General features: G+C 35.2%; 11 protein-coding genes. 5 read left to right on the forward strand and 6 right to left on the reverse strand.

Features of this window, described 5'->3' with window-relative positions; all coding sequences use genetic code 11:
* Nucleotides 1-13: 13 nt before the first annotated feature.
* On the reverse strand, nucleotides 14-1006 hold the full coding sequence (locus DCS95_RS16640) for a sugar phosphate isomerase/epimerase family protein (RefSeq protein WP_116771923.1): 993 nt from the start codon (nucleotides 1004-1006) through the stop codon (nucleotides 14-16).
* A gap of 172 nt (nucleotides 1007-1178) precedes the next feature.
* Between DCS95_RS16640 and DCS95_RS16645 the strand changes: the two genes are divergently transcribed.
* The 3 genes from DCS95_RS16645 (at nucleotide 1179) to DCS95_RS16655 (ending at nucleotide 4539) form a co-directional block, all read left to right on the forward strand.
* The gene (locus tag DCS95_RS16645) at nucleotides 1179-2888 is read left to right on the forward strand and encodes a GMC oxidoreductase (protein ID WP_116771924.1); all 1710 of its coding nucleotides are present in this window, start codon (nucleotides 1179-1181) and stop codon (nucleotides 2886-2888) included.
* Nucleotides 2888-3535, forward strand: coding sequence for a gluconate 2-dehydrogenase subunit 3 family protein (locus DCS95_RS16650; RefSeq protein ID WP_116771925.1), 648 nt, complete (start codon nucleotides 2888-2890; stop codon nucleotides 3533-3535). The genes DCS95_RS16645 and DCS95_RS16650 overlap by 1 nt, the downstream gene beginning before the upstream one ends.
* An 80-nt stretch (nucleotides 3536-3615) precedes the next feature.
* Nucleotides 3616-4539: a hydroxypyruvate isomerase family protein gene (locus DCS95_RS16655; protein ID WP_116771926.1), complete on the forward strand. Its 924-nt coding sequence runs from the start codon at nucleotides 3616-3618 to the stop codon at nucleotides 4537-4539.
* A gap of 569 nt (nucleotides 4540-5108) precedes the next feature.
* On the opposite strand, the gene DCS95_RS16660 is transcribed toward DCS95_RS16655, so the two are convergent.
* The 4 genes from DCS95_RS16660 to DCS95_RS20305 all read right to left on the reverse strand — a co-directional run bounded on the left by DCS95_RS16660 (nucleotide 5109) and on the right by DCS95_RS20305 (nucleotide 9906).
* A complete protein-coding gene (locus DCS95_RS16660; RefSeq protein ID WP_116771927.1) occupies nucleotides 5109-7589 on the reverse strand; it encodes a ribonucleoside-diphosphate reductase subunit alpha in 2481 nt (826 codons plus the stop codon).
* A gap of 121 nt (nucleotides 7590-7710) precedes the next feature.
* Nucleotides 7711-8697: a ribonucleotide-diphosphate reductase subunit beta gene (locus tag DCS95_RS16665; protein ID WP_116771928.1), complete on the reverse strand. Its 987-nt coding sequence runs from the start codon at nucleotides 8695-8697 to the stop codon at nucleotides 7711-7713.
* Between the two features lie 489 nt (nucleotides 8698-9186).
* Nucleotides 9187-9750, reverse strand: coding sequence for a hypothetical protein (locus DCS95_RS16670; protein WP_116771929.1), 564 nt, complete (start codon nucleotides 9748-9750; stop codon nucleotides 9187-9189).
* Between the two features lie 15 nt (nucleotides 9751-9765).
* A complete protein-coding gene (locus DCS95_RS20305; protein WP_164674224.1) occupies nucleotides 9766-9906 on the reverse strand; it encodes a hypothetical protein in 141 nt (46 codons plus the stop codon).
* A 305-nt stretch (nucleotides 9907-10211) separates the two neighbouring features.
* Here DCS95_RS20305 and DCS95_RS16675 point away from each other — a divergent pair, with 305 nt between their 5' ends.
* Both DCS95_RS16675 and DCS95_RS16680 read left to right on the forward strand, forming a co-directional pair.
* Complete coding sequence (locus DCS95_RS16675; protein WP_116771930.1) at nucleotides 10212-10946, forward strand: LytR/AlgR family response regulator transcription factor; 735 nt, start codon at nucleotides 10212-10214, stop codon at nucleotides 10944-10946.
* A gap of 90 nt (nucleotides 10947-11036) precedes the next feature.
* Complete coding sequence (locus DCS95_RS16680) at nucleotides 11037-12929, forward strand: tetratricopeptide repeat-containing sensor histidine kinase (RefSeq protein ID WP_244178479.1); 1893 nt, start codon at nucleotides 11037-11039, stop codon at nucleotides 12927-12929.
* Here the strand turns inward: DCS95_RS16680 and DCS95_RS16685 are convergent.
* Entirely contained in the window at nucleotides 12922-13491 is a 570-nt protein-coding gene (locus DCS95_RS16685; RefSeq protein ID WP_116771931.1) for a DUF3109 family protein, read from the reverse strand. The genes DCS95_RS16680 and DCS95_RS16685 overlap by 8 nt on opposite strands.
* Between the last annotated feature and the right edge of the window lie 51 nt (nucleotides 13492-13542).

Here is a 13542-nt window from a genome sequence, read left to right on the forward strand (position 1 = left end):
CATATCCTAAAGATTATTCTATTTCGTTTGCAGCTTTAAGCAATAAATCTCTAGTCGCAATAATACCGTCTTCTTCGCTTATCTCAGAGCCCTCATATTCTACACCGATATAACCGGTATACCCAGCATCTTTAACTATTTGTAACATTTGAACATAGTCTATGCCGGTATCATACCCGCTGGCATCAAAATTATTGGATTTTGCACTAACTGCTTTTGCGTATGGCATTAGCTCTTTAACGCCTTTATACTTATCGTACTCCTTTAGGCAATCCCAACTATCTGGTTTACGTTCTATACAAAAATTACCAAAATCGGGTAGGCTACCGCAATTATCCATATTAACGGTTTTCATTACCTCAGCATGAAGCTCACCGTTAGATGAAAGTCCCCCATGATTTTCTACCAAAATATTAATGTTCTTGGTTTTAGCATAGGTGGCTAATTTGGTTAATCCGTCTACAGAATTCTTAATCCATTGCTCTGGTACATCACTTCCATTAAGGTTTACTCTTATGGCATGGCACCCCATAGCAGCAGCGGCATCTACCCATTTCTTATGCTTTTCTACAGTTTCATTTCTTTCTGCTTCATCATCGACCGCTAAATTACCTTGACCATCGATCATGATCAACACATTCTTCATTCCGTGTTTTTCAGCCTCGGCATTTGATTTGGCAACAAAATTAGCCATTGCCTCTTCAGAGTAGTTTGCTTTTTCAAGTTCTGGATTGTACAATTGGCTTACATACTCTAACCCTGTAAAACCCCAATTTTTTGCTTTTTCGGCAAAAGAGTACGGATCTACACCATCTTCCCTGATCATTTTGTGCATAGACCACTGTGCTAATGATAAATCAAAAAAGGGTTCGGCATTACTTGTTTCTTCTACTACTTCTGCGTTATCCACTTTTTCTTTTTTCGTTTCCTTACAGGAGTAAATTCCTAATAACGAGACTCCAATACATACTGCTGCAGCAATTCTAATAAATTTGTTTGTTTTCATTTTTGGTTGTTTGTTGTTGTTTGAATTCTAATCTCAATCGTTTGCGTTAAAATTATGACTAAATCTATCGCATATGCAAGATGCATATTTTAGCGAATTTCGCAAGAAGAATGGACAATAAATGTATAGAATTAATTTAATATTTAATAAATTTAGAGATTAAACAACTTTTATGAGCAAATTTTATTACAATGAAGAGCAGGAGTCCTATGACGCTATAGTTGTAGGAACCGGAATTAGTGGTGGTTGGGCCGCGAAAGAATTATGCGAGGCCGGTCTTAAAACACTGGTTTTAGAACGTGGTCGTATGGTAAAACATATTGAAGATTACGAGACGGCAAATATGGATCCGTGGGATTTTCCAAATGCAGGGCAACCTACCAAGGAAATCATAGCACAACAACCTAAACAGAACAGAACCGGCTACACTACAAATCAAGCTAGCCATATGTGGTTCGTTAATGACCTTAAACACCCGTATAACGAAACCAAACGATTTGATTGGATGAGAGGCTACCATTTAGGTGGTCGTTCTTTACAATGGGGGCGTCAAAGTTACCGTTTAAGCGATATTGATTTTGAGGCAAACAAAAAAGAAGGTATTGCCGTAGATTGGCCAGTACGATATAAAGATATAGCACCTTGGTACGATAAAGTAGAGGAGTATATAGGTGTAAGTGGTGAGAACTTAGGTCTAGAGCAATTACCCGATGGAAAGTTTTTACCAATGATGGAACTTAACTGTGTTGAACAAGAGTTTAGGGAAAAAGTTGCAGAGAATTTCGACGGTCGTGTGGTAACAGCGGGTAGAACTGCACACATTACAGGCACCAAACAATTTGACGGTAGAAGTAAATGTCAATTTAGAAATAGATGTATTAGAGGGTGTCCTTTTGGGGCTTACTTCAGTAGTTTATCATCAACCTTACCGGCAGCGGAAGCTACTGGTAATATGACATTAAGACCAGACTCTATTGTACATGAAGTAATGTACGATCCAGATACAAAGAAAGCAACAGGCGTAAAAGTGATTGATGCAAATACGAAAGAAACTTTTGAGTTCAAGGCTAAGGTAATTTTCTTATGTGCCTCTGCTATTGCTTCTACATCTATACTAATGCAATCTAAATCCGATACATTCCCTAACGGTATGGGTAATGCATCTGATCAATTGGGCCGTAACATAATGGACCACCAATTACAAGTTGGTGCATCGGGTAAATTTGATGGTTTTGATGATAAATATTACAAAGGAAGAAAACCAAGTGGTATCTATATTCCAAGATTTAGAAATTTAGGTGGTGATTCTGACAGAGATTATAAAAGAGGATTTGGCTACCAAGGTGGAGCTTCTAGAGGTAACTGGGAAGAAACCATTGCCGAGCTATCATACGGTAAAGATTTAAAAGAAGCTGTTTTAAAACCAGGTGGATGGACATTTGGTATGATGGGCTTTGGAGAAGTACTACCTTATGAGAACAATAGATTTACCCTAGATTATGATAAATTAGATGATTGGGGATTACCTACGGTTACTTTTGATGCTGAACTACAGGAGAACGAGCTAAAAATGAGAAAAGATATGCTTGAATCTGCTGTAGAAATGCTTGAAAAAGCAGGATTAAGAGATGTTAAAGGGTATGATAATGAAAGTGCCTTAGGCTTAGGTATTCACGAAATGGGTACCGCCCGTATGGGTAGAGACAGAAAAACATCTGTTCTTAACGGTAATAACCAACTTCATGATGTACCGAATGTTTATGTAACAGACGGGTCTTTTATGACCTCGGCAAGTTGCGTAAACCCTTCCCTAACCTATATGGCCTTTACGGCCAGAGCTGCAAACCATGCAGTTCAAGAACTTAAAAAAGGAAACATATAATGGATAGAAGACGCGTTTTAAAAAATATGGGCATGTCACTTGGATATATGGTGGCCACCCCAACCTTATTGTCGATCGTACAAAGTTGTAAAAGTGAACCAGCGGTAACTTGGACACCTGAGTTTCTAGCTCAAACCGAAGGAAACGTATTAACCAAATTGGTAGATATTATTTTACCTAAAACCGATACACCTTCTGCTTCCGAAGTACAGGTAGATGTTTTTATCGACAAATTTGCACAAGACGTAATGGAAAAAGAACAACAAGATTTCCTTAAAATGTCGATGAATAAATTCATAGATAAAGCATTGGCAGATTCTGGTAAGGAAAAAGCTGAAGATTTGACTACCGAAGATCTTGAACCTGTTTTAGCTAGTTCTTTAAAGTATACTAAAGAGCAGCAAGCAGAAATGTTCGAGACCATAAATAGTTACACTAAAGCAATCTCTGAAGGCACTACTGCAGAAATAGATGATGAAATATCAAGATTTGCATTTGCCAATAACTTAAGAGGTATGACTATATGGGGCTATAAAGCTTCTGAATATGTTGGCGAAGAAGTATTGGCTTATTTGCCTGTGCCTGGTGAGTACATAGCATGTGGAGATATGCAAGAACTTACAGCTGGTCAGGCATGGTCTTTATAACTAAATAACATTCTAATTGTAAAAAGCCAAGAGTATATATTTTTTATAGCTCTTGGCTTTTTACTTTAAAAAAACCACTCATGAAAAGACGAAGTTTCATTCAAAAAACTGCATTGACTACAGGTGCAATTTCAATAGGAAATACCTTATCATATGCAAATACCTTAAACTCAAAATCAAAGGCTCATACATACAACCTTAAGTATGCGCCCCATTTAGGTATGTTTAAACATCTTGCTGGCGAAGACCCTATTGATCAATTGAACTTTATGGCCGACCAAGGTTATACCGCATTTGAAGATAATGAAATGCGAAAACGCCCAGTAGAACAACAGGAAAAAATGGCAAAGACCATGAAGGAACGTGGTCTGGAAATGGGAGTTTTTGTTGCTCATGAGATACATTGGAAAACGCCTAATTTGGCATCTGGAGACCAGGTAAAAAGAGAAGAATTTTTAAATGATATTAAAAATTCGATAGAAGTTGCCAAACGCGTAAATGCCAAATGGGTAACTGTTGTACCCGGTCATGTTGACCTGAAATTAAGAATGGGCTACCAAACTGCAAATGTTGTAGAAAGCCTAAGGCAAGCAGCAGCTTTGTTGGAGCCGCATAAAATCACAATGGTGCTAGAGCCTTTGAACTTAAGAAATCATCCAGGACTATTTTTAACCGATTCTCCACAAGCTTTTGAAATCTGTAGAGCGGTCAATTCGCCTTCATGTAAAATTTTATTTGACATATATCATCAGCAAATACAAGAAGGTAACCTAATACCGAATATGGAAGCTTCGTGGTCTGAAATTGCATACATTCAAATAGGCGATAACCCTGGCAGAAAAGAACCTACTACCGGAGAAATAAATTACCATAATGTATTTAAATGGATTCATGAACAAGGGTACAATGGCATTCTTGGTATGGAACATGGTAATTCTAGAGACGGTAAAGAAGGGGAATTGGCAGTAATTGAAGCGTATAAAAAGGTAGATGACTTTTTATAGTTAAGACCAACATCTCCCCTATTTAAATGGCATAACAAAAGAATGTAAAATGCATTTCATCGAATAGCTTCTATTTTTTCGATGAAATGCATATTTAAAATGTAAGAATTAACTTACTTATTCGTTATTTTGTATATGTCCCAATACCTACTAACATTACTCGTCTATGCCGGTCTTCTACTGGCCTCAAAATTATCCTTTTATATTTATAAAAAGATAAAATCAAATTCATTTGAACTATTTCAAATGAAACTAACCTACAAGTGGTTCAACTTCAAAAGTGCCGTAAAATTGACATTTCATAGTCTTTTTAACGATACCATTAAATTTCCGTAATCCAAATTGAATTTTACTGCGTATATAACTTATACCCTAATACTTAAGTTATGGAAAATTACATCACAATATTGATGATATATGCAGCTGCCTTGTTATTTACAACGGTTTTAAAGCCATATATCACGAACGACAAATAAAAGTCCCCTTACTTAACCTCTGGCTTAGCCATATGTAAAAAAGACCCCATTTTGTGGGGTCTTTTTTATGGTTAATTTTAAAATTTCGAATGATTAAGAGCCACACATTAAACAATCATCATCTGCTTGCCCTTCTTTAGCCCTAGCGATCATTTCTTTCATCTCTTGCGGAGATAGCGGTTCAACATCCAAATCTGCCTGAGGCGCCACTTTAGAAACTGCAGATTCAGTGATCACAACTTCACTATCTATAGCTGTAACTACTTCGGTTTTCTTAACCTCATCGGTAGCAACTACTTTTTTCTTGCTATTATCTAAGGTAAACTTGATTGCATCTACAGCTGCTTTGGTACGTAGGTAATACATTCCTGTTTTTAAACCACTCTTCCATGCATAAAAGTGCATTGAGGTCAGTTTAGAATAGTTGGCGTTTTCCATGAACAAATTCAATGATTGACTTTGATCAATAAAATAACCTCTTTGTCTAGACATATCAATAATGTCTTTCATACTAAGCTCCCAAACGGTTTTATATAGGTCTCTAATGTCTTGCGGAATGGTTTCTATATGCTGTATAGACCCATTAGCCCTCATTAGCTCTTGTTTCATACTTTCGTTCCACATACCCAACTCCACTAAATCTTCTAAAAGATGCTTGTTGACCACTATAAACTCTCCAGACAGTACACGTCTTGTATAAATATTAGAGGTATATGGTTCAAAACACTCGTTGTTTCCTAGAATTTGCGAAGTTGAAGCAGTAGGCATAGGTGCTACCAAGAGAGAATTTCTAACTCCGTTAGACTTTACTTCTTTACGAAGCTTCGTCCAATCCCATCTTCCAGATAATTCATCATCCTTTATACCCCACATATTATATTGAAATTCACCATTCGCCATTGGCGAACCTTCAAAAGTAGAGTATGGTCCTTCTTCTTTTGCCATTTCCATAGAAGCTGTCACCGCAGCAAAATACAAGGTTTCAAAAATCTCTTGATTTAGTTTTTTAGCGGCATCACTGGTAAATGGTAAGCGTAGCATTATAAAAGCATCTGCTAAACCTTGAACTCCCAAACCAACAGGTCTATGACGCATATTGGAGTTTTCAGCCTCTTTGACCGGATAATAATTTCTATCGATAACCTTGTTCAAGTTTTTGGTTACCCTTTTTGTTACCTTGAACAATTCTTTATGATCAAATTCACCATTTTTAACGAACATTGGCAATGCAATAGACGCCAAATTACAGACAGCAACCTCATCTGGTGCAGTATATTCCATTATCTCGGTACAAAGATTAGATGAGCGAATAGTACCTAGGTTTTGTTGATTGCTCTTACGGTTGGCCGCATCTTTGTATAGCATATACGGAGTACCTGTCTCTATTTGAGATTCTAGTATTTTTTCCCAAAGCTCACGAGCCTTAACTGTTTTTCTACCTTTACCTTCCGCTTCATATTTAAGATAAAGCTTTTCAAACTCATCACTATGTCTATTATAAAGATCAGGACATTCATTTGGGCACATTAAGGTCCAATCTTCATTAGCTTCGACCCTTCTCATGAACAAATCTGAAATCCACATGGCATAAAACAAATCCCTTGCACGCATTTCTTCTTTACCATGATTCTTTTTAAGATCCAAAAACTCAAAAATATCGGCATGCCAAGGTTCTAAATAGATAGCAAAACTACCTTTTCGTTTACCGCCACCTTGATCTACATACCTTGCCGTATCATTAAAAACTTGCAGCATTGGCACAATACCATTTGAAGTACCGTTGGTACCTGCTATATAAGATCCTGTAGCTCTAATATTATGTATAGACAAACCGATACCACCTGCCGATTGTGAAATTTTAGCGGTTTGTTTTAATGTATCGTAAATACCCTCTATACTGTCATCTTTCATAGCCAAAAGAAAACATGAGGACATTTGAGGTTTTGGAGTACCAGAATTGAACAATGTTGGCGTAGCGTGGGTAAAATACTTTTTGGACATAAGTTCATATGTCTCAATAGCAGCATCTAAATCATTTAAATGTATACCAACAGATACACGCATTAACATATGTTGAGGACGCTCAGCGATCTTTCCATTAATTTTTAATAAATAAGAACGCTCTAATGTTTTAAAACCGAAATAGTCGTAGCTAAAATCCCTGTTATATATAATCGTAGAATCTAATCTCTCAGAGTTTTCAGAAATTACTTTATGAACCTCATCCGATAGTAAAGGAGCCTTTTTACCCGTTCTTGGGTTTACATAGGTATATAAATCGTTCATTGTTTGAGAAAACGACTTTTTTGTATTCTTATGTAGGTTGGAAACAGAAATACGTGCAGCCAATTTTGCATAATCTGGGTGAGTAGTTGTCATGGTCGCCGCTATCTCTGCCGCAAGATTATCCAATTCAGAGGTTGTTACCCCATCATATAATCCTTCTATGACTCTCATGGCAACTTTAAGCGGATCAACAAGACCGTTTAGACCATAACATAATTTACGTACACGTGCAGTGATCTTATCGAACATGACCACTTCTTTTCTTCCATCTCTTTTAACTACGAACATTGGCTACAAAAATTTTAGGTTACTACTATTTTAAAATTTTTAAATGTTAAAAATTTAACATTTAAAATAAATGCACAACATTCCAATGATTAGCATAAAGAATGTTAATACTGTATATTATTTAGAAATCGGCGTCGAAGCTGATTTTCTGGGAATCATCATCCTTATCTTTATTCAAAACACCTGCTTTCTGATATTCAGATACACGTTTCTCAAAGAAATTGGTCTTACCCTGTAATGAAATCATATCCATAAAGTCAAATGGATTACTAGCATTGTAGACCCTATCACATTCTAATTCAACCAACAGTCTATCGGTTACAAATTCTAAATACTGGGTCATTAATTTGGAGTTCATACCAATTAAACTAACCGGTAATGATTCTGTGATAAACTCGCGTTCTATGTCTAGGGCATTGGTCAAAATCTCCGTTATACGTTCTTTCGGCACTTTATTCATTAAGTGCTTGTTATGCAAGTGAACGGCATAATCGCAATGCATACCTTCATCTCGTGATATAAGCTCGTTTGAAAAAGTTAAACCAGGCATTAACCCTCTTTTTTTCAACCAAAATATGGAACAAAATGCTCCGGAGAAAAATATGCCTTCAACTGCTGCGAACGCGATTAAACGTTCGGCAAAACTTGGAGATTCAATCCAGTTTAAAGCCCAATCTGCTTTTTTCTTAATTGCAGGAAAATTTTCTAATGCTTTAAAAAGTACATTTTTTTCCTTTTCATCTTTCACATAAGTATCAATCAACAAAGAATAGGTTTCAGAATGAATGTTCTCCATCATAATCTGAAATCCGTAAAAGAATTTTGCCTCTGCATACTGAACTTCACTGACAAAATTTTCGGCCAAGTTTTCATTGACTATTCCGTCAGAAGCGGCAAAGAATGCAAGAATATGTTTTATAAAGTAGCGCTCATCATCATTCAACTTATTATTCCAGTCATTCAAGTCTTCATGCAAATCAATTTCCTCTGCTGTCCAAAAACAAGCCTCACATTTTTTATACCATTCCCATAGGTCATCATGTTTAATAGGGAAAATAACAAAACGATCATCATTTGGCTCCAAAATAGGCTCTAAAGCTGTGGACATAGTATTTAAATTTTTAAAATTAGTTGTGAAAAAGAATACAATCTTCTTTCATGAAGGTACTAACAAAGATTCAAAATTGTATTGAAAATATGAAGCTAGTTTAGGTATTTGCCTTACAAAGTTTTTAACATAACATGTTGAAATGTGCTCTCGTTCTAAGTGTTCACTACCCTCAACGAAATAAGGGCTCAGCGTTAATTTTAGGTAAAGTTTAAACATGTTTTTTTTAAACCAAAAAGTATAAAAAATCATACTAAATGGTTTATTGGTGAAAGCTTGAAATAAGGTGAAAGTTAGTATCTAAAATAAAAAATGTACGGCCCCACTAATGCTTCTATTATGAAAAATGCCCACCAAGACTAATAAAGGTAGTTCCCCCGAAACCTTTTCTTAGAATGTAATCATACGACTAAACGTATTAATACTATTTGGCGCTCAAACATTAGATATAAGGCAACATACACTACCTTATAAAGAACCGTACTATTTTTAAACTTTTATACCTGCTTTAAAGACTCCTTGAACTTTCAAAGATTCTCCGTTTGCATTCTCTAATTGTACTTCTAATTTTCCATCTACTTTATTAGAAATACTCTCTGTAATTATAATATCTCCAGATTTGATAAAGAAAGGTAATTCACTCACCTCCTTTAAATCTGCAAAACCATAAACACCGTTAAAACTATTGATCAAACAGTGAATATTCTTTATTTTATGTTTACCCGTTGGCACTCCCTTAGTTTTCTTATAATCAGAAGCTATAATAAATTCAAGGTTATGTTTTTTACCGGCATCACAATCTGTGAAGCTCAACACCAACTTATCTGCTTTATTGCCAAACTTATCTAGCTCCGTAATTCTTTTAAAAGATGCAGAACCGTCTATGTGAAAACTAGAACTACCACCTATATTAAAACTACAAGTGCCATTCTCTAAACTTGCGTTTCCTATTTCACTTTTAGCCCCACTGGCCAACAACATAAATGGAACTATACCAAAACAAATCAATTTCAATGATTTACCAACAAACCGTAAAGTACTCTGTAAGATCATTAGTTAAACTTTGAATTATGGTCTATTCACTTTAGTTAAATTCTGTTCAATAGCTACTTCCATATTTCCACTAAAAGATTCTTCATCTTCCATTACATGAGATGCGATCAACAAGATCACAATAAAAAATGCCAACATAACACCGCATCTTCTCATTTCTATTTCATTTATAATATACTGAACTCTAGGCTAAAGGTAATTTTAAGGCTAAATAGCCTATAGCTATTTTGTATAATCTGTGCTCTTTTATGTATAAACGGACCATGAAAAATTGAAAAGATTTACTGAAAATATAAAATGTAAGTCTTTTCTTTCATTTTGATATGATTTAGAAAGGTTTAACACCCTTAACGCAAAATATACCGATTACACTAAAATTTCATCCATTGATACAAATTAGCATATGAAAACTGCACAAACGCTTAATTTTTCATAACTTTCTAACTTGATACCCTAACATTATGCTACAAGCTGTAATTGTTGATGATGAAATAAAAGCACTACAAAGCTTAACGTGGGAGCTCACTAATTTTAGTGATGAAATTAATGTAATTGCTTCATTTACAAATCCGAACGAAGCACTATCGTACTTAGAAACACACACGCCAGATTGCCTATTTTTAGATATAGAAATGCCCACAATGGACGGATTTCAATTTATTAGAAAACTGACCAACAAAAATTTTCCTGTTGTAATAACCACCGCTTACAATCAATATGCCTTAAAAGCTATTAAAAGTCAAGCCTTAGATTATCTTTTAAAACCGATCGATACCGATGATCTAGAAGAAACCATTGTAAAGATCAAAAAGTTTAACAGTAAGAACTTTTCTGTTGAAAAGTTAGAAATGGCCCTTTTAAATTATAACTCTAGAGCCGTTCACAAGCGAATTACGCTAAATACAGACGGTAAATTGCTATTTTTAGAGAGTGATGAAATATTGTATGCCGAATCTGATGGTAATTATAGTACCATTTTTTTAACCGATGGTCAAAAAATAGTGCTAACCAAAAAACTGAAGGAGGTTAATGAATTATTACCTTCCGATTCTTTTTTCAGGATTCATAATTCATATATCATCAACCTTAATAAGATAAAGGAATTTTTAAAGACAGATGGTTATGTAGTCTTAAAATCGAACCATAAAATACCCGTTTCCCGACAAAAAAAATCAGATTTTTTAGACATGTTATAGGGCTTTCCCCTAACAGAATTTTTCAAAGCTTTTTCTCAATCAATAGTGCATAAACTCAGGTACAAATTCCATATCTTTTTTCTCTATGCTTTGGCACTGTCTTTACACGGTTATGCTCAGGGTACCTCTAATGAGTTAAAAGAAAATTTGGATAGTCTTCTTATAGTAACCCCAAAAACTTTTAAGGAGATCGATGGTCTTCTACATCCATTTAAGAACGACAGTTTACAATTACGCTATATTCAAGAAAAGTCCATCAATAAAAATTATAGCCTAGGTCAGGCTTATGCTTTAAATCAACTAGGTTCTATTTACAGAGACAAAGAACTATATTCGCAAGCATTAGAATTATACCAACAAGCATTACATTTATCGGTAGAGGCCAATAACATAGAATTTAGGGTGTATAGCCTTAATAACATCAGTAGTGTATACTCTAGAACAGATGCTGTAAAATCTGCATTGGATTACAGCCAAAATGCCCTTGAACTAGCTGAAACCGTCAACAATCCTAGCGATGCTCTTAAAAGAAGTATTATAGCCTCATTAAATAACATTGGGGCAACCTATCAAATGCTAGAACAATATGAACTAGCGATTGAAAAGTATGAAAGATCCATGTCTCTTGAAAAAGAGTTGGATGACAAACTGGGACTGGCTATTAACCATAAAAATGTTGGCGAATGTTATGAGGCACAAGCCATACTAGACCCTGCGTTAACGAATTTTAGAAAATCACTCGTTTATTATGAGATTATAGATTCTAATAAGGGTAAAATAATGTGTAACTATAACATTGCCCATGTATATGTTCATCAAGGAAAAATACAAGAAGCCATAGATATTCTACAATCCAATTTAATAAAGGCTAAAGCTATCAACGACCAAAATATCATTACCACGATCTACATAAATCTTGGTTGGGCTTTTATACGCCTAGGTGATTACACAGCGGCACAGACTAATCTAGAATCGGGGTTGACCCTGGCCAAATCTAACAACATAAATGCAGAAATAGCGGAGGCCAATAAATTTCTATCTGAACTTTGGATCAAAAAAGATGATTACCAAAAGGGGATGAGTTATTATAAAGATTTTAAAAAATATGAAGAACGCATTACAAACTCCCTAAACTTAAGGTATGTTAATGATATGATTCTGCGATACGAATCTGAAATGAGGGAAAATCAATTGGAACGCCTGGCAGAAGAAAATGAATCTGTTCGTTTAAAGCTGAGGAAAAACAAGACCATGTTGATTATCATTGGTATATCGTTGATATTATTAATCGGTATTTTATACATTCTTTACCGTCAAAGCCAACTGAATGCAGACAAAAAATTATTGACCTTGGAACAAAGTATGTTACGAAGTCAAATGAATCCACATTTTTTATTCAACTCTCTAAATTCCATTAAATTATACATTATAAATAATGAGAAAAAGAATGCCGTTCATTATTTAAACAAGTTTTCAAAATTAGTAAGGAAGATTTTAGAAGCATCGTCGCAGCGTGAAATCTCATTAGCTGAGGAATTGGAAACCGTAGAACTTTACATGAACATAGAAAACATTAGATTTTCTAATGAAATTAACTTTACTGTTCATATTAAAGATGATATCGATGTACACAATATTAAAATTCCCTCACTAATTCTTCAACCATTTTTAGAGAATGCCTTATGGCACGGATTATCTTCAAAAGACGGTGCTAAAAATATAGATTTAGAGGTCAAAAGAGGAAAAAACGGTTTTATAGAAATTGTTATTACCGATAACGGTGTGGGCAGAGACGCTGCTGAGAAAATAAAGGATAGCAAAGTTCTTAAAAGAAAATCAGTTGGTATTGATATTACCAAAGAACGTTTAGCCAACTTTTCCCGAGATTACGAGAATTATTTCCATGTTGATATCATTGACAAATTTGATGATGAAACCAACCCTGTTGGCACCCAAATTGTCATCTACATACCAACTATTTAAGATGGTCTTCAGCCACCTCTTCTAACTCCTTATACCAAACTTCACCAAATTTTCTAATTAAAGCTTCTTTAACGAACTTATAAATAGGCACTTTCAATTCGTCTCCTAAGGCACAGGCAGGATCGCATATATGCCACTTATGATAATTAACCGCTGTCAATTCTGTGTACTCTCTAACTCTTACCGGGTACAGATGGCAAGAAACCGGCTTTTTCCAATCAATTACACCTTGGTTATAAGCCTCTTCAATACCGCATTTGGCAACTTTCTTATCATCAAAAATTACGTAAGCACATTCGCTACCGTTTACCAAAGGGGTTTCCCACTCACCATCTTCGCCCTTTACAAAGGCACCTTCTTTTTCGATAACCGATATTCCTTCCGGTCTAAGAAAAGGTTTAACCTTGGCATAGATATCAACCATAATTTCGGTTTCGTTATCATCTACAGGTGCACCTGCCTCTCCATCTACACAACACCCACCTTTGCAGGCACTCAAATTGCAGACAAAATCATTCTCTATTATTTCCTCGGATACTATAGTTTTTCCTAATTGAAACATGGCGTAGTTTAAAGGGCGCAAGATACATATTTTAAAAAAGTATAAATCCTA

It is taken from the genome of Maribacter litoralis, from assembly GCF_003075045.1.
In the GTDB taxonomy this organism is placed as follows: domain Bacteria; phylum Bacteroidota; class Bacteroidia; order Flavobacteriales; family Flavobacteriaceae; genus Maribacter; species Maribacter litoralis.

Excerpts from the sequence above, each read along its gene's own strand:
- DCS95_RS16640 (WP_116771923.1), bottom strand. The coding sequence starts at position 1,006 with ATGAAAACAAACAAATTTATTAGAATTGCTGCAGCAGTATGTATTGGA.
- DCS95_RS16645 (WP_116771924.1), top strand. The coding sequence starts at position 1,179 with ATGAGCAAATTTTATTACAATGAAGAGCAGGAGTCCTATGACGCTATA.
- DCS95_RS16650 (WP_116771925.1), top strand. The coding sequence starts at position 2,888 with ATGGATAGAAGACGCGTTTTAAAAAATATGGGCATGTCACTTGGATAT.
- DCS95_RS16655 (WP_116771926.1), top strand. The coding sequence starts at position 3,616 with ATGAAAAGACGAAGTTTCATTCAAAAAACTGCATTGACTACAGGTGCA.
- DCS95_RS16660 (WP_116771927.1), bottom strand. The coding sequence starts at position 7,589 with ATGTTCGTAGTTAAAAGAGATGGAAGAAAAGAAGTGGTCATGTTCGAT.
- DCS95_RS16665 (WP_116771928.1), bottom strand. The coding sequence starts at position 8,697 with ATGTCCACAGCTTTAGAGCCTATTTTGGAGCCAAATGATGATCGTTTT.
- DCS95_RS16670 (WP_116771929.1), bottom strand. The coding sequence starts at position 9,750 with ATGATCTTACAGAGTACTTTACGGTTTGTTGGTAAATCATTGAAATTG.
- DCS95_RS20305 (WP_164674224.1), bottom strand. The coding sequence starts at position 9,906 with ATGAGAAGATGCGGTGTTATGTTGGCATTTTTTATTGTGATCTTGTTG.
- DCS95_RS16675 (WP_116771930.1), top strand. The coding sequence starts at position 10,212 with ATGCTACAAGCTGTAATTGTTGATGATGAAATAAAAGCACTACAAAGC.
- DCS95_RS16685 (WP_116771931.1), bottom strand. The coding sequence starts at position 13,491 with ATGTTTCAATTAGGAAAAACTATAGTATCCGAGGAAATAATAGAGAAT.